Genomic DNA, 22,369 nt, shown 5'->3' on the forward strand with positions numbered 1-22,369 from the left:
GACGATAAATAGCTAACGCGTTGAAAATAGGGCCTGTATTCCACCATTTGTTTTAAAATTACTAAATTTGCAATAATCCCAAATAAAATGAAATTAACTTTACCAAATCTTTTCTTGCTTTTTGTCTTTGGATTTGGTTTGTCCTATAACAGCTTTGCCCAAACCGGAACCGGTAGCATGACAGTTGATAATTCGACGGTAGTGGTGTCGGCTGGAATGACGGAACAGCGATTTTCAGAAGGTACCTATTTTGGCCCACAAGCCAATTGGACTATAGATGGGGTTTTAGAAATTTGGAGCAGAAACATCTGGATTGCACCAACCGCGGTTTTTAGCGGCAGTGGAAAAATCATCATTCACAACCCTGGCGATAACCCTCTTTACGAGAGCATGCCTAATTCGTCCACCTATATCGACGGAAACAATGGAACCTTTGTCAATCTTTTAATCGAACACGGGAACGACAGAAATGTGGTATTGGAAGATGTTTCAGATCCCGGCTTCGGAACTGCAAACCCAGTTGGCGTGCGGTCGGCTTCACTAAATTTAAACAACACGCTCAATTTGAACGTAAACGGCGCAAATATCATTTTGAATGGGCACGACCTTTCGTTGGGCAGTGCTGGTACGCTTGCTAATTTCTCGAGAGACAGAATGGTGGTAACCAGCAACAGCAATCAAGGGCACCTGGTAAAGGAGATCGGGGATGGACAATCTTTTATCTTCCCAGTTGGGCTAGCTGAAAGAGATTATACACCGGCAACCCTAACGCCCAAGCGTGCGGGCAGATTCCACGTCAGCGTTCAGGATTATTTTGCCGCGGCCAAGCAGCTGCCTAACGAAGAACTGGGAATGGATCGGGTGTGGCACATCTTCGGAGATAACATGCAGGAAGCCAGTGTAACTTTGCAGCACAACAGCAATAGTAACGGTTCGCTGTTTAAAGATGAAAAAGCGAGCGTAAATCGCTATGCAGGGCAGAATGTATGGCAACCCCTGCCAACCACCAACCCTACCCTCGGCGTGCATTCCACTGGCGATGTATCGATCTTTTCAGACATGTTGGCATCAGGAACTTTCTTCACCAAAATTACCCTTCCAAACGTCGCATTATCGATACCAAATCTCTTTACACCAAATGGAGATGGCAATAATGATACCTTTGAAATTATCGGTCTCGACCAGTTTATCCAAAATAGTCTGGTTATCGTAAATCGTTGGGGTAATGAAGTGTACCATATGAACAACTACCAGAATAACTGGTCTGGAGAGGGTTTAAACGAAGGTACTTACTTCTATCTGTTGAAAGTGAAGAACGCCGACAATTCAGAATGGGTAGTTTACAAGGGTTGGCTAACACTAATCAGAGAATTTAAGAAATAAATAAAATAGGTGCATACAAACTATATGAACCACCATAACAAGTTACCGTGAAATGAAGAAAACGATATTTTTAGTAATGGCCTGCCTTTCGTTTCTGTTGAAGCCATCCATGGCTCAGCAAGACGCACAGTTTAGCCAGTACATGTTTAATGGCATTTACATTAACCCGGCTTATGCGGGCTACCGTGAGCAGCTAAATGTACACGCTTTTTACCGCAACCAATGGACTGGGGTAGATGGAGCACCAAAAACGGTATCAGTAGCCGTTGATGCAATAGCCAATAATGGTAATGTAGGGCTTGCGCTGCAAGTGTCTGACGATAGATTGGGCGCTCAGCGAAACGCCGCTGCCTATGGAAACTACGCCTACCGCATCAGGATGAATGAAGATGGAACATCAAGACTGGCTTTTGGGCTTGGCCTTGGTGTGGTGCAGCTGGGCATTGATGGCGCCTTGCTGAACCCCAACAATCCCGAACCGTTGCAGCCGCTTGGCATGCAATCGGTTTTTGCTCCCGATGCCCGGGCAGGTGCCTTCTTTTCGAACGATCGATTTTATGCAGGCTTTTCGGCCGATAATTTGCTGTCGCAGTTTAAAAACCTCTCTAACTTTACCTATATTCCTCAACCCAAGCCGCACTATTACTTAACGGCGGGAATGTTGCTGCCATTAACTACCGACATCTACGTGAAGCCTTCTGTTTTGCTTAAAGACGATAGGGGTGGGCCAACGAGCCTTGACCTTAATGCATTTTTTATCCTTGCCGATAAACTGTGGATTGGAGGATCTTATAGAACGGGAGTGAAACTTTACGATAAATCTTACCTACAGCGCGACCTTACACAATTGAACTCTGCGGTTGCCGCAGTGCAGGTATTTCCCAATCAAAACTTTAGGATAGGTTATGCCTACGATTTTTCAATTGGCCCCCTAAAGGGATACAGCGGCGGTACACACGAGATTTCAATTGGTTATTTCTTCAATCGACGAGACATTAGGATGCTGACGCCGAGGTATTTTTAACCGCCGCTATTGCGTTGTTGTTTTCCGTTTAGGGCGATTAACGTATTTCTTTCGCCGTTTCCGTCATACCGATAACCGGTTTTCTTGCTACGTTATGTCATATCGATAATCGATTTTCATCGGTTAAGTCGGTCGATGCGTATCAGCTAACAATTTTTTCAACGAATCGTCCTTTCGACCGAAGCGCTCCATAGGAGCTCCTATGGAGGAGAAATCTTTGAAGTTCATTGAAGAAAAGTTCTACGCTATTAATTTAATATATGTCGCAGCGAGACGCTACCAATGCTATTAAGTTAAGCTTGTCAATTGTCATCCGATAGCTATCGGATCTGAGCGTAGACGAAAGGCTCAAGATAAACTCCAGTCGAAATGCTCAAGATGACAATATTTTTTCGTTTTATCCTTAACTTAATAGCATCGGAGACGCTACGACGAGTTACGTACTATGACCATTCTTTTTCCTTAAACATTTGCCATTAAAAATTTTTAGTCTATATTTATGCAACCGTTTGCATAACCAGATATTAGCATTTTTATATGTATTTATTAGGCATAGATATAGGCACTTCCTCCATTAAGGTTTCAATAATTGATGCGGCTTCGCACGAGTGTATTGCGGCTGCGCACTACCCTGAAACCGAGGCCAAGATCAAGTCTTCGCAGCCAGGATGGGCGGAGCAGAGCCCTGTAGATTGGTGGGAGAACACGCAAAGCGCCATTCGTAAGCTTAAAGAAAGCGCAGGCATCAATCTGCAAGAAATTGCGGCGATAGGAATCGCTTATCAAATGCATGGATTGGTTTTGGTTGATGAACACCAAAATGTATTGCGAGACAGTATCATTTGGTGCGACAGCAGGGCAGTGAAAATTGGTGAAAAGGCCTTTGAAGCAATCGGGCGAGAAAAATGCCTCCACAATCTGCTAAATTCGCCGGGCAACTTTACCGCATCCAAACTGGCCTGGGTAAAGGAAAATGAACCTCAAATTTATCAGAAAATTCACAAAATGATGTTGCCAGGCGACTTCATCGCGATGAAGCTAACGGGCGACATCTCAACCAGCATCCCTGCGCTTTCAGAAGGTATTTTCTGGGATTTTGGTACAAACGACCTTTCTAAAGAACTGCTTGTTCATTACCAGATTGAGCAATCGCTTATTCCCGAAATCAAACCATTGTTTTCCGTTCACGGAACCGTTAAGGCCAGCGTTGCTGCTCTACTGGGCTTACGCGAGGGGATTCCGGTAAGCTACAAATCAGGAGATCAGCCAAACAATGCCTTATCTTTAAACGTACTTAAACCGGGTGAAATTGCTGCCACCGCCGGTACATCGGGTGTAATTTATGGCGTGAGCAATACCCTCACTTACGATGAGCAATCGAGGGTAAATACCTTCGCACATGTAACTTACAGCAACAAAACGCCCCACACAGGAGTGTTGCTTTGTATAAACGGAACGGGAAGTATGTACCGTTGGGCAAGGCATAATTTTGCTCCGGATCTTTCGTATGCAGCAATTAACCAACTTTCTGCAACAGCGCCAATCGGCAGTAAGGGCCTAACCGTGCTTCCCTTTGGTAACGGCGCTGAGCGCATGCTTGGCAATAAGTTTACCGGAGCTCAGATAAAAGGTATAGACGTTAACCTGCATACGCGGGCCGATATTTTTAGGGCTGTGCAAGAGGGGATAGCCTGTGCATTCAGGTACGGGCTCGATATTTTGCGAGAGAATGGCATGCAAGTCAATGTTATTCGTGCGGGCAGCGCAAACTTGTTTTTGAGCGATGTTTTTGCACAAACCTTTGTGGATTTAACCGGCATTAGCCTCGAGCTTTACCAAAACGATGGCAGCGTGGGTGCTGCTATAGGTGCAGGAATTGGAGCGGGTATGTTCAGCAGCGCAGAAGAAGCCTTTTCAAAACATCAAATCGTGAAACAGTTTCAACCAAAGCATAGCGAAGCTTACGAAGGCATTTATCAACAGTGGAAAAAAACACTTCAGATCGAACTCAACAACCAGAACTAAAATAATACAACTATGACAAGAGTAACCACAGGAGAAAAGGAATTTTTTAAGGATATCCAACAGATAAAATTTGAAGGGCTGGAGAGTGATAACCCACTGGCATTTAGATGGTACGACGCAGAAAAGAGGGTAGCTGGAAAAACGATGGCCGAACATTTTAAGTTTGCCTGTGCCTATTGGCATTCTTTTAACGGCAACGGCAGCGATCCATTTGGAGGGGCAACGCATGTGTTTCCCTGGGATGAAAAAACAGACGTTATCGAACGGGCAAAAGATAAAATGGATGCGGCGTTTGAGTTTATCACCAAAATGCAGATTCCGTATTATTGTTTCCACGATGTGGATGTGGTAGATTACGGAAACGATGTGGCAGAGAACGAGCGGAGGTTGCAGGCTTTAACCGATTATGCCAGGCAAAAACAGGCAGAAAGCGGCGTTAAACTACTTTGGGGCACCGCAAACCTGTTCAGCCATAAACGCTATATGAACGGCGCATCAACAAATCCCGATTTTCACGTGTTGGCGCATGCAGCGGCTCAGGTAAAAGCCGCTTTAGATGCCACCATAGCCCTAGGCGGCGAGAATTATGTTTTCTGGGGTGGAAGAGAGGGCTACATGAGCTTGCTTAACACCAACATGAAACGCGAACAGGAGCATTTGGCCCGTTTTTTACATACCGCAAAAGATTATGCCAGAAGCCAGGGATTTAAGGGAGCCTTTTTTATCGAACCAAAACCTTGTGAGCCATCTAAACACCAGTACGATTACGATGCGGCAACAGTTAAAGGCTTTTTGCAGCAGTACGATCTGCTCGACGACTTTAAGCTAAACCTGGAAGTTAACCACGCCACCCTAGCCGGCCATACCTTTCAGCACGAATTGCAGGTAGCCGTTGATAATGGCTTGTTGGGGTCGATTGATGCCAATCGCGGTGATTATCAGAACGGCTGGGATACGGATCAGTTCCCCAATGATATAAATGAATTGACGGAGGCCATGCTCATTATTTTAGAAGGCGGCGGATTAAAGGGCGGAGGGGTAAACTTCGACGCCAAAATCCGCAGAAATTCGACCGATCCTGCTGATTTGTTTTATGCGCACGTTGGCGGCATGGATATCTTCGCAAGGGCATTGATCACGGCAGATGCAATACTCCAAAAATCAGATTACAAAAAAATCAGAGCCGAAAGATATGCTTCTTTTGATCATGGAAAAGGTGCAGAATTTGAGAAAGGAATACTGAGCCTCCAAGATCTGCGCAACTATGCCGCAGAAAATGGAGAGCCAGAGGTGAGAAGTGGAAAACAAGAGTATTTAGAGAATTTGATTAACCGATATATCTAATTTGCCCAAAAAGAGAAGTCAAGTTTTCGAAACCTGACTTCTCTTTTTAAAGTGAGTACCATTTTCAACAACATATTGAAGAAAAAAACCACCATTTACGATATTGCCCAAGAGCTGGGTGTAACGGTATCTACCGTTTCGCGGGCCTTGAGTGGTTTCCCGGCAATTAGCAAGGCCACCCGGCAGGCGGTTATAGCGGCTGCAGCCCGATTGAACTATAGCCCAAATAAGCTTGCCTCGGCCTTAAAATCGGGTAAAACCTTTATCGTTGGCGTAATTGTGCCATCTGTTGAAGCGCACTTTTTTGCAACCATTATCCACAATATCGAAGAGGGATTAAAAGACAGTGGTTACCGAATTATCCTTTTTCAGTCCAAAGAATCGTTGGCGAATGAGATCAGGGGTGTAAAAACGCTGCTCGAAGCGCAGGTTGATGGTATTTTGGCCTCCATGTCGTTAGAAACCAATGATGTTGCGCATTTTCAGGAAATTGTTGCTCAAAACAAGCCGCTCATCATCTTCGATCGGGTAAACCAGGAAATTAATGTGCCAACAATTACGCTGAACGATTTTCGTGCGGGTTATATGGCCACTGAGCACCTTATTAAACAGGGGTATAGAAACATTGCCTTTGTAACCACCACACATCAGGTTAAAATATTTAACGATCGGCTCAACGGCTATAAAGAAGCGCTTAAGAAACATAACCTGAAGGTTAATGAGCACCATATTATTTTAGGTGGGCTATCAATTAACGATGGCCGGTTTGGGGCGGGCCAATTGTTGCAAACTTTACCTAAGCCCGATGCAATCATCGCTGGCGACGACTTCACTGCGCTCGGCGTAATAAAGGAGCTGCAAGAGGCCGGAGAGGTTCCGCCAAAAATAGGTGTAATCGGATTCGCCAACGAAACGTTTTCGGCCTACATTACCCCAAGTTTATCAACCATCGATCAACATCCGTCACAAATGGGAGCGGCCTGTGCCGAAATGTTTCTTAAAATGGTTTCACAGCAGAATCCGTACGAAAATATCGGCAATGTTGTTATCGAGCCCACACTTATACCAAGGGCATCTACAACAAAGCTGCAAGAAAGTGAATCGCTAATAGATTGAAGCTGTTTTTTTAGCTGATATTTGCTGCAAAAATTGCTCGCTATGACGTTTTTGGAACTAATATAACGTGGTCATTTCGAGCGCCCGCCTGACCGGGCGGGTGCTATCGTGTGGACACATTTTTGAAATATCGTTTTACAAGCTGAAATCATCAAATCCGATAGCTATCGGATGACAACACATTTTATGGCGTTTTCTAAGAACGGTCGTCATCCTCAGCTTGTACCGATAGCTATCGGTAGGGGATCCTAATGCGCAATAAATTGGGCGCCCAGCATTAATCCCGTACGTACGGGACCGCCTACGCGGGAATGACGGCGCATAAAACGAGATGTGTCCACACGATAGGACGGTTAGGGAGTCGAAGGGCGATGTTTATTTTGTTTTTTCCTACAGAAAAGGTCTTCGGCTGAGTTTATCTTGAGCATTTCGTTTATTCGTCGTTCGAAATTTTACTGTCATCAGGCGTTGCTGTGGCCGTATTCGCTATTGGAAGTATAAACATAAACGACGATCCTTTGCCGGGTTCGCTTTGCACCGAAATTTCCGAACCGTGAAGGGCAATAATGGAAGCCACCAAATAGAGCCCGATGCCGAAGCCACTGATAGACCGCGTTTGATCGGAGTCGATCCTCGAGAATTTGTCGAATAACGTTTTTTGGTTTTCAGGTGCGATGCCGATGCCAACATCTTTTACGCTGATTGAAAAACTTTGCCCTACCTTTTGGCACGAAACAATAATTTCGCCACCTAATGGCGAATATTTTTGTGCATTGCTAATCAGGTTTGTGAGCACCAATCCTATTTTCTCCGGATCGGCAAGAACAAACGCCTCTGTTTCGCCAGCATAACGAAGCTGGTGCTTTGCGCTGATAATGCTTGCGTCCGCAATTGAGCCATTAATCAGTTCAACAAGGTCGAAGTTACCCAAATTGAGCTTCATTTTTCCTTCCTCCAACCGCGAAACGTTTAGAAAATCGGCTATCATCTTTTCCATTTTCTTTGTTTGCATTTCAGCTTTTGAAAGTGCGTGGCCGATAAAATCATGTCCCTGCTGCAACGCCTTGTGCATCGAAATCTGTATATAGGAGCGAAGTGAGGTAAGCGGTGTTTTTAGTTCGTGGCTAACAAAGCCGATAAATTCATCCTTTTTCTTTTCTATTTCCTTTCTTTCCGAAATATCCCTTGCAATTTTCGAAAGTCCGATTACATTTCCTTTCCGGTCTTTGATCGGAGAGATGGTAAGCGAAACATGGATATAAGTGCCGTCCTTTCTTCTTCTTATGGTTTCAAAGTGATCTACCCTAAGTCCTTGTTTCAGCTGCGAAAGTATTTTTGGTTCCTCCTCGCGGCGGTCTTCCGGTATGATCTTAAAGATCGATTCTCCGATCATTTCATCGGCCGTAAACCCGAATATGCGCACAGCACCATCATTCCAACTCGTTATTATGCTGTTTAGGTCTTTACTCACAATGGCGTCGTCAGATGAGGCGATAATTGCGCTCAGTCTTTCGCTCATCACCTCCGCATGTCGTTGCGGAGTAATGTCGCGGGCAATTTTGGATAAGCCAATAATGTTTCCTGTAGAATCGAAAATCGGCGAAATGGTTAGCGATACATCAACCAGCGTTCCGTCTTTTCTTAGCCGTTGCGTCTCAAAATGATCTATCCGTTTACCGCTTCGCAGTTGTTCGATTATTTTAGGTTCCTCATGGTGCCTTTCCGGCGGGATCAGGTTAAGAATCGAACGGCCAATAATTTCGTGAGCCCGATGCCCGAAAATTCTTTGCGCAGCGGCGTTCCAACCGGTAATAATCCCATCCAGATTTTTACTGATGATTGCATCGTCGGAGCTCTCGATAATTGAGTTTAGTATAGCGCTTTTCTCTTCAGCAACGCGAAGGGCCAAATTCAGTGTCTTCAACTGTTCGTTATTTAGTTGTAGGTCAACTTCACTTTTCCTTAACGCAGCGATGATTTCTGTAATCTCCTTCGATTCTTTCATAAATTATTAGCATGCTAATATAGAAAATTTTGAGCGCTGTAAAGTTTAAAAATCTGATTAGCTTTTACAAACCAAACTTCATTTGCCATAAAGTGGAAGTCAGGTTATGTGTACATTTCTATTTCCGCTAAGAGGAAAAGAGTCTGACTGCTGTTATTGGCTTTTTTCGGAGAACGACAGACATGGGCATAATTTTGTTTTGCCACCAGACAGTTTCTGTCTTTTGATCGGTTATTTACTTAAAATATTGCTTTTTGGCTCGTTTTGGATCTATTTTGACTTTGTGCAAAAACAATTCACACCCTTCACATTGTTATAAGCTGAGGCAGTTTTACTCAATGGCAGATTTGATTCCGTTAAAATTATGGTTACTATTGTTAATGAAGCGGCCCGCGGGATTTCAACGTTTCTTCGTCCCATGACAACTTCAAATCCTCATTTATACCTTGCCGAGCATTCAAGCGAACTATTCTTTATTTTTGATTTGAGGGCAGATCAGTTTACTTATATGAACCCCACATGTCTTTCCTTTTTCAATCTCGAGTCGATTAACGTAAAGTCGAAGTTCTTGCTGCAGATGATACACGCTGATGATCAGGGATATGTACTTTCTAAACTGAAAGATTGTACGGACGGACGAAGCGTGGCCGATGTTGAATGCAGGGTGCGACGCGGCGAAAACGAACGCTGGTTGAGGATAAACCCGTACCTAAAACAAGAACCGGGCGAAAGCCTGCTAATTGGCCAGGCCGAGGATGTTACCTCTTATAAAGCAAGCGCTGAGGTGCTTCATAACCACAACAACAAGAAAAATTCCATCCTTAACATTTTGGCGCATGATTTGGCGGGACCCCTTGGCACAATCGGCAGTTTATCGGGCCTTTTGGCCCGCGATACCCAAAAATATAAGGTTCCAGCGATCGATCGCTATATTAAAATGATCAATAATATCTCGCAAAGCAGCATCAAGCTGATTCACGATTTTCTCGATCATGAGTTCCTGGAAAGCGTTGGCGTAACCCTGGTTAAAAGAAGAATAGAGCTGATCAAAAAAATCAGGTCGACAACTAAGGCCTATTTCGATATGCAAAAAGAGCTGGGTGTGCAATTCTCCTGCCAGGCTAACAAAAGCCGGATTTACGTAGAGGTTGATGAAGACAAGTTTATGCAGGCCATTAATAACCTCATTTCTAATGCCCTTAAATTTACGCCCGATGGTGGAAAAATCGACATCTTTATAAAAGAGAACAAAAGCGGCGTGTTAATTTCAATTGCCGATAGCGGAATTGGCATACCAGAGAAATTTCATGCCACGCTTTTTGAGAAATTTAGCAATGCCCGTCGAAACGGGTTGAAAGGCGAGCGCTCAACCGGTCTTGGTATGTCTATAGTGAAAACCATTATCGACTGGCATCATGGAAGCATTTGGTTCGAAAGTGAGGAAAACAAAGGAACAACGTTTTATATCCAACTTCCAACCGCGTAACTTCTAGCTGAGCGTTAACAACTTAATATTAATGGCAACGAGTGAGCCATTGCGAAAACTGATGTCAAATGAAACGGCATCTCCGGTGTGAGCGTGGACGAGCAAATCATCGCTAAAAAACCTGATGCGCTGGTTATTAACGTTTTTAATGCAGCCAACGCCCGCTTTTTTGTTGTACGAAATTATGTGGCCCGTTCTCATTAAATATAAAACTATAAGGTATTGCGCTTCATTTGTCTAAATAAAATTCTATAGACTTTGTGTTCGGTTTAATTGATCAGTCGATTTACTTTTTGATAAAGCTTGGTATAATCAAATGGCTTAAATATGATTGCATCTGCAAGGTTGGGAATCTTTATGGCTTGCGACTCAAGCATAGCGGTAATTAAAAGAACGGGGATGTGGCTGGTGCGCTTATCTCCTTTAATTTCGTTACAGATCATCCTCCCGTCGCCGTTATCCAACAAGATATCCATTACAATAAGGTCGGGCTGAAAAAGCTTTATGGCCAATCCGAGTTCATCGGAGTGACAAATGCTCGCCACATCAAAAGCCTGATCCTCTAACACGGCCTGAATGGCATCAGCATTGCTCCGATCGTCGTCCAAAACAAGAATTTTAGCCATATTATTTTCTTTTTGATTAACCAATTTAAGCTACTGTTCTTAAATTCCGCTGCGGAGATGGGCAAGTATACCGGTTGCAATGCGGGTGTGGTTTTATGCCAATTATGGCCCCACATCTATTCGCATCAAATGTTCACTTCAAATATGACTAACGTCTTCTGGCTCCGAATGGTTTTAAACAGAACACAATTTACTAATTAAAAATTATTTTAAAAAATTTGAATCATAATGGCGTGTTTTATTTATGTTTTAAGTAGTTAACGTTGTGCTTTACTGGCTAATACGCAAAGCCGTTTACGTAAAAACCACAACGGTTAATATGGTCATGGTTTCAAACTTAATAGTTAAGCAAGGCTGCTTTCCTGGCTCGCGGGTAAATATGAATGTGAACGGTTTTTCCCGGTTTTGCTATTTGTTGAGGTATCTGAAAGTGGTGCTGTCTATCTTTAAAGTTTCTTCGACGCCATTGCCTTTAGCAAATTTGGCTGCTATAACTGCCGTTTTGCGCTGGCCCACCTTGGTATTTGACTCATGGGTGTGAAAAACATAATTGAGTTTCCCTTTTTTATCGGTAAAAAAATCGCCGTGGCCAGTGCCGTTCATTTGTGTTTGTATGCGGCTGAGCACAGGATTATTGGTGTACCTTTTCCACGGGCCATAAGGCGTTTTCCCTGTTGCGTAACCGACTGCGTAATCAACATTGCGGTAATCGTTTGCCGAATAAAACAAATAATATAAGCCCTTTCTTTTTACCACTGTTGGGCCTTCGGTTACTCCCCAGCCGGTATGCTGGGTGTTTTCCCAGGGCTCGGCAGCATGAAGGCACTCTTTGGCTGTTTCTTCATTAATTGTAGTAAAATCGCTATTCAGTTCGGCAACGTATAAGCGATTTCCGTTAATCAGCCTAACATGATAAAGATAAATTTTATCGCCATCAAAAAACACAAATGGATCGATCATTTTAGTCGGTGCAGCAATCGATTTTTTTACCTTTTGAGTAAATGGCCCAAGCGGACTATCGCTTTCTGCAATGGCAATATTTTCATCAGCTACATAAGCCATGTAAAATTTGTTTTTATACACAAAAACCTGTGGCGCCCAAAATCCTTTATTGCCAAAGGCATCGCCCATTTTCAAGGCAAGCCCCTCGTCTTTCCAGTTTTTCAGGTCAGGAGATGAGAACACCTCAAAGCCGCCTCGCCCTTTGGTTTCACCTGTTCCGTATAAATAATAGGTTTTATGATGATAAAAAATTGTTGGGTCGGCCAATCGAATTGGCACAGCATTTTGAGCACTGGCTTTTATAGCTAAAACAATGCTTAGAATGAATAGTATTTTTATTGCTTTTCTTACCATGATGAAGATGTGTCACTTCCTTTTGCGTCGGTTTCCCTTGCCGTCGGTTTCCCTTGCTGTCGGTTTGAATTTGCCGTCGGTTTCAACCGACGGATATGAGTTTTAAATTAATTGCAAATCGCTATTCCTTTGCGGTCGCTATTCCTTTTGCGTCGGTTTCGATTTGCCGTCGGTTTCAACCGACGGATTCGAGTTTTAAATTAATTGCAAATCGCTATTCCTTTTGCGTCGGTTTGAATTTGCCGTCAGTTTGAATTTGCCGTCGGTTTCAACCGACGGAATGATTTAAGACCCAAATTTGCGCACCCTATAAATCAGCGAAAGCATAAAATAGCGACCAAGTCGGTTCACCTGCCTATCCACAATAACGTTGTCGAAAACATCTCTCGAAATGCCCGAGTTTTGATCCAGCAAATCGAAACCCTCAATACGAATGGCGGCCATGTTATCTTTCATAAACCTGTATTCAGAATACAAACGAAGCAGCGTCGGGTTACGCACCGAACCGTTATCAAAGCCTGTGTTTATCTGCTTGCTAAAATCGTAGCCCAGGGTAAGATCTTTAAAAAAATAATTACGCCCTTCAATGCCGTACTCGAAACGGTTCGACTGCCGATCTGCGAAGGTATCTGTAGAGTAGTTGGTCAGGTTTTGCGAATAAGAGGTTTCTATTTCAAAGTTTACAATGTCTTTTAAATCGACCCTAAATTCGAGTTCCTGGCGCCACGATAAGTTTTTTGCTTTAATTCTGCTTCCGTCGGTAAACGAAATGTTATTGTTCATGCGCCCTGAGCCCGAATAACCCAGCGTAAACTTGCGGTCGGCAGAAAACGGCTTGCTGATGTCGTAATCCCCTTGCAGCGTATAAAAACCATCGGTATTGATATAACTCGTCAGCTGATTTACCGTTCCTGGTACACGATCTTTGGTAGTAACAATCTTATTATTGGTACGCTGATAGCTAAAATTGGCGATGAACACTTTGCCTGCGCTCCAGTCGGCCTGTTTGTAATGCGCATTAATGCTGTTGATAAATTCAGGCTTCAGGTTTGGGTTTCCCGTTACCACGTTTTGCAAGTTTGAATTATCGGTTATGGGCTGTAGTTGTAAAAACCCCGGTTGGTTGTTGCGACCCCAATAGTTTACATCGAGCGATTGCTGGTTAGAAAACTTGTACGAAAATCTGCCCGAAGGAATAAAATTAAACGTTCGATTAACCGTTTGCACGCCGGTGCTGAGGTTTTGCCCCCGCAGTAGGGCCGGTTGTGCGCTTAGCCCAAGGGTATAATTTAATTTTTCGCCAATGTACCTGTAGTTTACGCCGGCCTTGTTGGTGATAAACTGATAATCGTAAATGTTGCTCAGGTTGGGATTAAAAACCTGGTTGCCACCGTTAACATCGTAAGTGTCTTTCGTATTATTTGTTGCCGAACGGTTCCAGCTGTAATTAAATTCCAAGAACGTTTTTCTCCATAGCGGCTCCATGTACGAAGCACCAACATTGAGGTAAAAATTTCGGTTATCCTGATTATTCAACTGGTTTTGCAAAAGCGAATCGGTAGCGTTGGTATATTGGTTAATGTACTGGTTTAGCGCCTGCCTGTAACTTTCTCCGCTCGAGTAGTTGATGTTGCCCCATGTGGTAAAGTTTCGACCTTTTTTAGCGAATTTATGGTTGTAAAATACGTTTGTACGCAAGTTGATGTTGTTGGCCGTATTGAGGCTGTTGCTCTCTCGCCGGGTTGATAAAGTATCTTGCGTAATTAACGAGGCGCTCGTGTTATCATCGTTATTTTTGTTGTAAGAAAAGTTCGGCGAAATTTTTAGGTAGTTCATCGTATCGATTTTATACTCAAAATTGCCTCCAAACCAGTGGTTATAACTGTCGCTTTTCGCATTGCCCCGGGCATCTTCCAGGCGGGTTATTGCATTCTGGTTGGCATCCTGTAAAAAGTTCTGCGTGTAGGTGCTGCTAATGGTGTTATTTTTGTTGTTGTTGAAATTGTAAGCCGCATCAGCAGAAATTTTAGTGTTAAACTCGTTTTTATAGTTCAAGCCTACATCATTTCTGGTGGTAATGCCATCGCCGCCACCGCCACGCATATTTGCATTGGCAGCAGTTCCGTTAAACGAAATTTGCCGCTCGCCTTTTAAACTGTTGCCCCTGATGTTGGTGTTGTACCGATCGGCATTGCCCAGCCCGGCAGAGGCCCTGGCAAAGTAACCTTTCTTCTTGTCTTCCTCAATCGTGAGGTTTAGTATCTTTTCCGGCTCGCCCGATTTTATGCCGGTCAGTTTCGCCTGGTCGCCATAATCGTCTATAAACTGCAGGTTTTTTATAATTTCGGCAGGCAGGTTCTTAATCGCAGTAGCTACGTCGGTTCCAAAAAAGTCTTTACCATTAACGCGGATCTTGGTTACCGGTGTTCCCTGGCTGGTTACGTTACCGTCTTTATCAACCTTAATGCCTGGCAATTTTTTTAATACCTCATCAACAGCATCGCCATCTCGTACCGGAAACGCCTTGGCGTTAAAGCTCACGGTATCTTCGGTTACTTTAATTGGCGGCGTTCCCGAAATGGTAACCGCATCGAGCGTGTTCGATGAGGGTTTCAGTTTGATATCGGTAATATGAAGGGTGTTTCCTTTCGAGATGACGTATTGCTTGGTAAAAGTATCGTAGCCAATAAATGAAGCGGATAGGGTAAACGCTTTATACTTAACCTTTGTGAACGTAAATTTACCATCGTTATCGGCAGAGCTGCCTACGCTATCAGTGGCCGATTTGATCCTGACAACAGCACCGGGAAGAGGCAGGCCTGCCGTATCTAAAACCACTCCGCTGACGACGGAATTTTGTGCGTTGCTGTTCCTGAAAATCCCCGCCAGAAGCAGCATCAGGAAAATCGATTTAGTAAAAGTGCCCATAATTTATTGTGTGTGAGGCAAAAGTACGATCTTCAACTAGCAAGCCCGAAGACGTAATCATTTTTTTACGGTAAATTTTAGCTGGTGATCAACACTTGTTTTGTCATGCTGAGGAACGGCCTGTCCCGATTCTCGCTATGGTGTGAACACATCTTGAAAAGGGTGTTATAAAGTATAGAATGGTTGCAATGAGCACCAACCTTATATCGAGTTATCTATGAACGGTCGTCATTCTCAGAGATTAGTTTTAGAAAAAACAAAGGAGTGGAAGTTTTTCGTAAATACCATAAAAATCGTCCTTTCGCCGAAGCGCTCCGTAGGAGCGCCTTTGGAGGAGAAATTTTTGAACCTCGGATAGAGATTTAGCTATGCTGAGCACTTCGTGGTTCTCGGTTGTGCTCCAAATGACGACCCTTCTTAGGAGCATTCTTCTAAAAAAGGACGTTACTTAATATTGATTTTTTTCCGAAAAATTAAAACTCAGGACGACAATGTTTTTTATTTTATCCTTACTGTGTGGTTAAATTCCATTTACACGAATCGCTGAGTCGACCACTTTTGGACCCTACATTGGCTTCGATATGGTTTTCGCCGGGCTGCAATACCACTTTCCACAGGTATTTTTTTAGTTCAGCATCGTATTCACGCCCTTTTATAACCTTGTTGTTTACTTTTAATGTCGGGTTGGGTTGATTGGTGTAAACAGCTACTACGGTATTGGCATGGCTACGCTTCACTAATCTTCTATCTAACAAGTACAAAACAGGTTCATTCGTCCACTGCGTTTTGTAAAAGTAAAAGGCATCTTTTTTAGTTTTCCGGTCGTGAGTAATCAATCCTTTGTGGTTGATAAAAGGGCGATCGCCACGATCGACATTTTCCCACGAAAAATCGAAAGTATTCCAGATAATTTTGCACCAGAGGCCGTTCATTTTTTTTAATCTTCGGTAAGTTTCCTCATGGTAAAGCCGCTGGTATTGTTCAGGGTAAAATTTGCCTGCGGTGGGGTCGGGCACTTTGGGGTTTTCTTCTTGCTGCGATATAGAACCTCCCGCACCATACTCACTAATACCCACTTTAAGGCTCGGAAACTTGCTTTTAATGCCATTGTACCAGGTCGTTAAATCGTCAAACTTACCGCCGTACCAACCATAATAACGGTTCCAGGCAACCAGGTCGGTAATAAAATGGCGCTCCTGCAGGGAAGTATGATCTCCTTGTGTAGTGAGTCGATAAGGATCTAACAATTTGGCCTGCTTGTGCAGTTCGGCCAGATCATTTGCGGGAATATGCGATTCGTTTTGCATGCCCCAAAATAGAATAGAGGGGTGGTTGTACAGTTGTTTAACCATTTCACGCAATTGCTGGTGGGTATTTTCAATGTACGGCTGAAAGTTAAACCGGTAAGGGGGCGTAACAGGCACTTCTGCCCAAATTACAATCCCTGTCGTGTCGCCCGTTGCATACATCATTTCAGCCTGCGGGTAGTGCGCCAGGCGAAGCATGTTAGCACCAAGTTCGTTAATCAGATACATGTCGGTCTTGTGGTTTGCATCGCTCAATGCCGGGCCGAGTCCTTCCCATTCCTGATGCCTTGTTGTACCGTACAAATCGTATTTTTTTTCATTGAGATAAAATCCTTTATTGGCATCAACAAAAAAGCTTCGTATGCCCAAAGGCTGCGCAATTTCGTCGATAGTTTTTCCCTGCTCATCTTTCAGCAAAACTATAACACGATATAAATATGGATTTCGCTTCGCATCCCAAAATATTGGGTTATTAACGGTTAATTGTACCGAAACTGATTTTGTTTTTTCTGATAAGAGATTTTGGGCCATGCTTTTTGCCGAAGCTACAATATTCCCTTCCCTGTTTTTAATGATGGTTTCTACATTCGCTGAAGCTTCGCTGCCATCGTCGGCTTTGTAATTAACCAATGTTTTGATGTTTACCGTTGCACTTGCGCTACCTACGTTTGGCGTACTGATATAAACACCCGTAGAGGCATCATCTAACGGAGAGATGCACAGGTTGGAGGTAGTAAAAAGTGTTACAGGTCTGTAAATACCACCGAAAGACGGATAGAGGTCACTATCATTTGGTGCAACATCCATACGGAAGGCATTGCTAACACCTACTTTCAGCTCATTGTTGCCTTCGCGAAGGTGGTCGGTTAATTCGAAAATAAAAGCCGTGTACGATCCTTTATGTTCGCCTATTAGCCTATTATTTACATAAACATCGGCCACTATAGCCGCGCCTTCGAAACGTAAAAAATAGCGTTTGCCTTTTTGCGGGCTTATTTTCAAATTGGTTTTGTACCATCCCTGTCCTTTATACATTTCAAAACCTTTTTCCAGCACATCTTTGGCGTTCCAGGTGTGCGGTACGCTTACAGGCGTCCAATTTCGGGTTGCATATTTTGTTACACGGGGTGGAATTTCATTACCCAATAAAAAATCCCAATGGGTTAATAGTTGAACTTCTCTGTTTTTTAAAAAATCTTGCGAAGAAGCGGAAGTCACAGTAAACGCAAAAAACAAAAGTATATAGCCTCGCTTTTTAATAAATCTATTAATCATTTCTGTCTATTTAAACAGGGATGTGAAAAGCTAGAGAGAGATTTTAAGTTCTTGTCAAATTAAACGTGATGGTGGCCACGATAAAATCAGGAAGAGCTAAGTTAGCAAAATTATAGCGACGAAAAAGAATTAAAGTTGTTTCGTGTTTTTCGTACTTCCTTGGCGAATAATGCATAGTTTTTCCGTGGACATACGCAAAAATGGCCGCGGAAGAATAGAAATCACGCCCGTCTGATCCAAGGGGCAGCAATGCTTTAAGTTGAGGATTAAATCAAAAATATTGTCATCCTGAGCATTTCGACTACGCTCAATACAGGCTTAGTCGAAGGACAGCTGTTTTTTGTTTAATCCTATACAAAAGGTCTTCGTCTGAGTTTATTTTGAGCATTTCGAGTACGCTCAATACAAGCTCAAGTCGAAAGGCTCAAACGGACACCCGTCGAGCTTAACCAAATGACATTGGGCGGGCGTGGCAAATATAATACATGGTTTTTGCCGTTGGCATTCATAGAAAACAGAAAAAATTAGCAAAGAAAAGTTAAAAGCGACTTCCCTGGATGATGGGAGGTGGTTGACAAAATTGTTTGAAATTTATCAATTCTTCGAAATAGATAATTTGTTTAACAAATGCGCATTAACTTTGTTAGTATATAAATAAAAAGAATTATGATAGCAACAAAAGGATATGCAGCTCAAACTGCCGGAACTGATCTTGCACCGTGGAGCTTCGAAAGGAGAGAAGTAGGACCTCACGATGTGCAGTTCGAAATACTTTTTTGTGGTGTTTGCCACTCAGACCTTCACCAAATTAAAAACGACTGGTTTCCGGGGATTTTTCCGATGGTTCCGGGGCACGAAATTGTTGGCCGTGTGGTTAAGGTTGGAGATCATGTTAAGAACTTTAAAGTAGGCGATTTGGCCGGTACCGGTTGTATGGTCGATTCTTGTCAGGTATGCGAAAACTGTAAGCAAGATTTGGAGCAATATTGCCTGGAGGGAAATACGCAAACTTACAACGACCGCGAAAGAGACGGAAAAAGCCCAACCTACGGTGGATATTCGAATCAAATTGTAGTGCGTGAAGAGTTTGTTTTAAAAATTAAAGAAGGAGTTGATTTAGCTGCTGCAGCGCCACTGCTTTGCGCAGGCATTACCACCTATTCGCCTTTGCGCCACTGGAAAGTTGGAAAAGGCCATAAACTGGCGGTACTGGGTTTAGGCGGATTAGGCCACATGGCAGTTAAGTTTGGTGTTGCATTTGGTGCAGATGTAACCGTATTAAGCACATCGCCGGGTAAAGAAGCTGATGCCAAAAAGCTTGGTGCTCACCATTTTGTGGTTACTACCGACCCTGCTCAGATTAAGGCTGCCAGAGGTACCTTCGACTTTATTTTAGATACAGTTTCAGCAGAGCACGATTTTAACATGTACCTTTCGTTGTTGCGAACCAATGGCGTACACATTTGCGTTGGCGTACCACCAAAACCAGCCGAAATAGCTGCATTTAGCTTACTTGGAGGCAGAAAAAGCCTTGCAGGATCGAACATTGGCGGCATTAAAGAAACGCAGGAAATGCTCGATTTCTGTGCTGAAAACAACATCGTGTCGGAAATTGAATTGATTGATATCAAAGACATTCACAACGCTTACGAGCGTATGGAAAAAGGGGATGTTCGGTACCGATTTGTTATCGATATGGCTACATTGTAGTTGTTCAGCGTTACCAGGCAGCGATAAGTCAAGCGTAAAACTTCATATCGTTTGTCATCCTGAGTGGAGTCGAAGGGGCGGTTAATTGAGCTTCGACTCCGCTCAGCCTGACAAATCAGTATTAACATAACTGTAGATTTTTAAAAAATCAATGTGATCACTACAGTTTATCCAATTTGAAATAACCCAAATGGATTTCATCTTCCGCTAAATCTGGCGAGTGGATAATCTCAACCTGATATTTTGCTTTCATTTCGGCACTCAGCACATCTTCAATTTTGTAAATATCATCTACATCAACTCCATATTTCTCGTCGACGTGGGCGTTGGCTCCTTTGATCGAATTACTTTTGAAAAACACGCTTTTTTTGGCTTCCTGTACCGCCTGCGCCCTGTCGTTGTTTACCGAAAGCACAATGTGGTGATGCTCAACCAGTTTATGACTTTGATAGCCGCCTAAATTGATAAAAAACAATTTTTTCAGATCGGGTGCTGCCGCCTCGTCTTTTGGTCTTACTTTAATTTGAAATTCGCCCACCGTGTTCACCTCTCGCCAGCCATCAACATGGATGCTGTTCCCAGCCTCGGGCCAAAACGCTTTAATGTGAGGCACCAGCTCTTTCAGGGAGTGGGCTATGCCGAAAAAGTAATCATGTTGTTCAACGTTTCGCTGTGGTGCTTTCGATCCCAACAACAGCATATAAAGTTTTGGCATCGCGTTTAAATCAGCCATTCTTGATCAATTTTAAAGTTTCTGAGTCTGTTTCTCCGTTAAAGAACTTATTTAAAACGGATTTGAATACTTGAGGCGCATCATCAATACTGGCGAAAAGTGTCATCGACGATTTCAGTTTCATATTGTCTGGCGAACCGAATATTTTTAACGCATCCGATTCGTCGAGCGCTAAAAGGGCTGTTGAAATCTCTAATAACCTGCTGCCTAAAATGGGGTGCGACAGGTATTCTTCTGCTTCTGCCAGATCTTTTATGCCGTAAAACTTAGAGGTTTCGCTAAAGCCCAATCCGTTTATTTGCGGAAAAATATACCACATCCAATGGCTGCGCTTGCGGCCCTGCTTTATTTCAGTCAAAGCTCGGCTATAGTCTTGTTCTTGCGCTTCTATAAATCGATTTAATGTTTTTTCTCTTGCCATCGTTTCCGGTTACCACTCTGCTAACAAGTATGTGGGCAATTGGTTTAAATAAATCGCAATAAATGAGTTTTTGGAGGTTGCCAAAGCCTTCACCGTAGCTAGCTCGCGGTTAAGGAAAAACAAAAATTAGCATTCATAGTTACTTCTTTTTCGCCCCGGGGTCTATCGGGATAAACACACTTAAATTGAAAGCAGAATTTCGTTGCGAACCACTCAGTTTCGTTAATACATCAGTAAGCCCATAATAATAACGGAGGCCAATACCCATGCCCTTGTCTTTCTTTAACTTGTATTCTAAGCCTCCAGCTAAGCCAATGTCCATAAAAGAAACCTGGTTTTTTATTGATGTGGTATAGTCAATTTCGTTTCCATCGGCCTCGGTAGTAAATATATCTTTAGGTTTATAAAACACATTGATTTGAGGCCCCAGATTTGCGAATAGAAGCCCCTTAATGCGGTATCGAATCAATAATGGGAGGCTCATTGCTTTTATTTTTTTTAAAACTCCGGCTTGAGCATCGTTTAAATAAATTTGATCAATGTTGTTATAACCCGTAGCATACGGTGCGAGGTTTGCGGTTCCAAATGCGGTTTTGGGGCTAAATTCTGGGTGAAAGTAGAGGTTTGGTTTCAATCGAATATTGAAATACAGGCCCAGGCCCAAGCCTGATTTAAAATCTCCATCCGTTTGGGTGAGCGTGCTAAGCGTTGGCATAACATTAAACCCGAATTCTATCTTTTCCGAATTTAACTTATCGCCCAATAACAAGGCAATTAAAACCTGTGCCGATGCTATGTTTGCATATAAGCAAACCATAGCCAAAAGTATTATCTTTTTCATAAATATAATTTTTAATCGCTGCGGCCGCAAATTTCTGATGGCAATCGCGGCTTCCGACGATCTTACGTCCTTTTACTTTACTTGCCAAACCGGTAGACCAATCCGCCACCCAACGTAAACTGCAGCATACTCGAGTAAGTTGATACGGCCGTTCCAGCGCCACCTGTGCCGAAGTATACCCCGCCGCCAACAGCTTGTGCAGCTGAAAGGAGATCAGCTTGAAACTTTATGCCCAGAGATTCGGAAAAAAATATATTGGTACCCATTCGTAATCCCCAGCCAAACCTGGTAACAGATTGGCTCAATTCACTATCTGGGTTGCGAATATTGAAAATGGCCACACCTCCCATAATGCCCGCATAGGGTTCTACCGTTTCGTTCACCTTAAAATAGTGGGTTCCAGCTAATGTAATCCAGTCAATTCCCAGGTCGAAAGTGGTTTGTCTATCCTTAATTTGATAATACCTGATCGGTGCTTTGGTATCTTGACGGCTGTAATTCAGCGCTAATCCATATCTTTGCTGAAGCAGGTACTCCGCGTCAAAGCCCCATCTGTAGCTTCCTTCTATCCTGCCTTCGTAATAGTCGCTGGTACTATAATAGGTGTTTACCCGGTCGTCAAACGAATAACCCGAATAGGCATTCAATCTAATTTCTTGTGCCTGTGTTTGGGTCTTCCCAAAGTTGAAGACCACGGCTGTTATGATGATCATTAGTGTGTTTTTCATTTTCATTGATTAGTTTGCTGAATTGTTTCTTTGTTAAATTGCTAGTTATTAGTTCATAATC

Annotated in this window: 17 protein-coding genes; 7 read left to right on the forward strand and 10 right to left on the reverse strand. The window is 43.2% G+C overall.

The window, feature by feature from the left end:
- Positions 1 to 87 precede the first annotated feature (87 nt).
- From IZT61_RS20205 to IZT61_RS20225, 5 genes are all read left to right on the forward strand, one after another.
- A complete protein-coding gene (locus IZT61_RS20205; RefSeq protein ID WP_196098803.1) occupies positions 88 to 1,383 on the forward strand; it encodes a gliding motility-associated C-terminal domain-containing protein in 1,296 nt (431 codons plus the stop codon).
- A gap of 52 nt (positions 1,384 to 1,435) precedes the next feature.
- Positions 1,436 to 2,407, forward strand: coding sequence for a PorP/SprF family type IX secretion system membrane protein (locus tag IZT61_RS20210; protein ID WP_196098804.1), 972 nt, complete (start codon positions 1,436 to 1,438; stop codon positions 2,405 to 2,407).
- A gap of 537 nt (positions 2,408 to 2,944) precedes the next feature.
- Positions 2,945 to 4,432, forward strand: a complete 1,488-nt coding sequence (locus IZT61_RS20215) for a xylulokinase (protein ID WP_196098805.1) — start codon at positions 2,945 to 2,947, stop codon at positions 4,430 to 4,432.
- 12 nt (positions 4,433 to 4,444) lie between these two features.
- Positions 4,445 to 5,776: a xylose isomerase gene (gene xylA / locus IZT61_RS20220; RefSeq protein ID WP_196098806.1), complete on the forward strand. Its 1,332-nt coding sequence runs from the start codon at positions 4,445 to 4,447 to the stop codon at positions 5,774 to 5,776.
- Between the two features lie 75 nt (positions 5,777 to 5,851).
- Positions 5,852 to 6,892 carry a LacI family DNA-binding transcriptional regulator gene (locus IZT61_RS20225; protein WP_196098807.1) on the forward strand — a complete coding sequence of 347 codons (1,041 nt, stop codon included), beginning with the start codon at positions 5,852 to 5,854 and terminating at the stop codon, positions 6,890 to 6,892.
- A gap of 433 nt (positions 6,893 to 7,325) precedes the next feature.
- On the opposite strand, the gene IZT61_RS20230 is transcribed toward IZT61_RS20225, so the two are convergent.
- On the reverse strand, positions 7,326 to 8,897 hold the full coding sequence (locus IZT61_RS20230) for a PAS domain S-box protein (protein WP_196098808.1): 1,572 nt from the start codon (positions 8,895 to 8,897) through the stop codon (positions 7,326 to 7,328).
- Between the two features lie 364 nt (positions 8,898 to 9,261).
- On the opposite strand from IZT61_RS20230, the gene IZT61_RS20235 reads away from it, so the two are divergent.
- The gene (locus IZT61_RS20235) at positions 9,262 to 10,383 is read left to right on the forward strand and encodes a PAS domain-containing sensor histidine kinase (protein WP_196098809.1); all 1,122 of its coding nucleotides are present in this window, start codon (positions 9,262 to 9,264) and stop codon (positions 10,381 to 10,383) included.
- A 3-nt stretch (positions 10,384 to 10,386) separates the two neighbouring features.
- Here the strand turns inward: IZT61_RS20235 and IZT61_RS20240 are convergent, their stop codons facing one another.
- The 5 genes from IZT61_RS20240 to IZT61_RS20260 all read right to left on the reverse strand — a co-directional run bounded on the left by IZT61_RS20240 (position 10,387) and on the right by IZT61_RS20260 (position 17,875).
- Positions 10,387 to 10,584, reverse strand: coding sequence for a hypothetical protein (locus tag IZT61_RS20240; RefSeq protein WP_196098810.1), 198 nt, complete (start codon positions 10,582 to 10,584; stop codon positions 10,387 to 10,389).
- A 68-nt stretch (positions 10,585 to 10,652) separates the two neighbouring features.
- The gene (locus tag IZT61_RS20245) at positions 10,653 to 11,009 is read right to left on the reverse strand and encodes a response regulator transcription factor (RefSeq protein WP_196098811.1); all 357 of its coding nucleotides are present in this window, start codon (positions 11,007 to 11,009) and stop codon (positions 10,653 to 10,655) included.
- A 408-nt stretch (positions 11,010 to 11,417) separates the two neighbouring features.
- The gene (locus IZT61_RS20250; RefSeq protein ID WP_196098812.1) at positions 11,418 to 12,365 is read right to left on the reverse strand and encodes a glycoside hydrolase family 43 protein; all 948 of its coding nucleotides are present in this window, start codon (positions 12,363 to 12,365) and stop codon (positions 11,418 to 11,420) included.
- Positions 12,366 to 12,650: 285 nt separating this feature from the next.
- Complete coding sequence (locus IZT61_RS20255; protein ID WP_196098813.1) at positions 12,651 to 15,293, reverse strand: TonB-dependent receptor; 2,643 nt, start codon at positions 15,291 to 15,293, stop codon at positions 12,651 to 12,653.
- A 509-nt stretch (positions 15,294 to 15,802) separates the two neighbouring features.
- Positions 15,803 to 17,875: a glycoside hydrolase family 2 protein gene (locus tag IZT61_RS20260; protein WP_196098814.1), complete on the reverse strand. Its 2,073-nt coding sequence runs from the start codon at positions 17,873 to 17,875 to the stop codon at positions 15,803 to 15,805.
- 666 nt (positions 17,876 to 18,541) lie between these two features.
- Between IZT61_RS20260 and IZT61_RS20265 the strand changes: the two genes are divergently transcribed.
- Positions 18,542 to 19,585: an NAD(P)-dependent alcohol dehydrogenase gene (locus tag IZT61_RS20265; RefSeq protein ID WP_196098815.1), complete on the forward strand. Its 1,044-nt coding sequence runs from the start codon at positions 18,542 to 18,544 to the stop codon at positions 19,583 to 19,585.
- A 160-nt stretch (positions 19,586 to 19,745) separates the two neighbouring features.
- Here the strand turns inward: IZT61_RS20265 and IZT61_RS20270 are convergent, their stop codons facing one another.
- From IZT61_RS20270 to IZT61_RS20285, 4 genes are all read right to left on the reverse strand, one after another.
- Complete coding sequence (locus IZT61_RS20270) at positions 19,746 to 20,318, reverse strand: DUF1543 domain-containing protein (protein WP_230383783.1); 573 nt, start codon at positions 20,316 to 20,318, stop codon at positions 19,746 to 19,748.
- Positions 20,311 to 20,739: a DUF1810 domain-containing protein gene (locus IZT61_RS20275; RefSeq protein WP_196098816.1), complete on the reverse strand. Its 429-nt coding sequence runs from the start codon at positions 20,737 to 20,739 to the stop codon at positions 20,311 to 20,313. The genes IZT61_RS20270 and IZT61_RS20275 overlap by 8 nt, the downstream gene beginning before the upstream one ends.
- 139 nt (positions 20,740 to 20,878) lie before the next feature.
- Positions 20,879 to 21,580, reverse strand: a complete 702-nt coding sequence (locus tag IZT61_RS20280; RefSeq protein ID WP_196098817.1) for an outer membrane beta-barrel protein — start codon at positions 21,578 to 21,580, stop codon at positions 20,879 to 20,881.
- A gap of 77 nt (positions 21,581 to 21,657) precedes the next feature.
- Positions 21,658 to 22,308 (reverse strand): hypothetical protein, encoded by a 651-nt coding sequence (locus tag IZT61_RS20285; protein ID WP_230383784.1) that lies wholly within the window; start codon positions 22,306 to 22,308, stop codon positions 21,658 to 21,660.
- Between the last annotated feature and the right edge of the window lie 61 nt (positions 22,309 to 22,369).

It is taken from the genome of Pedobacter endophyticus (assembly GCF_015679185.1).
GTDB classification, from domain to species: domain Bacteria; phylum Bacteroidota; class Bacteroidia; order Sphingobacteriales; family Sphingobacteriaceae; genus Pedobacter; species Pedobacter endophyticus.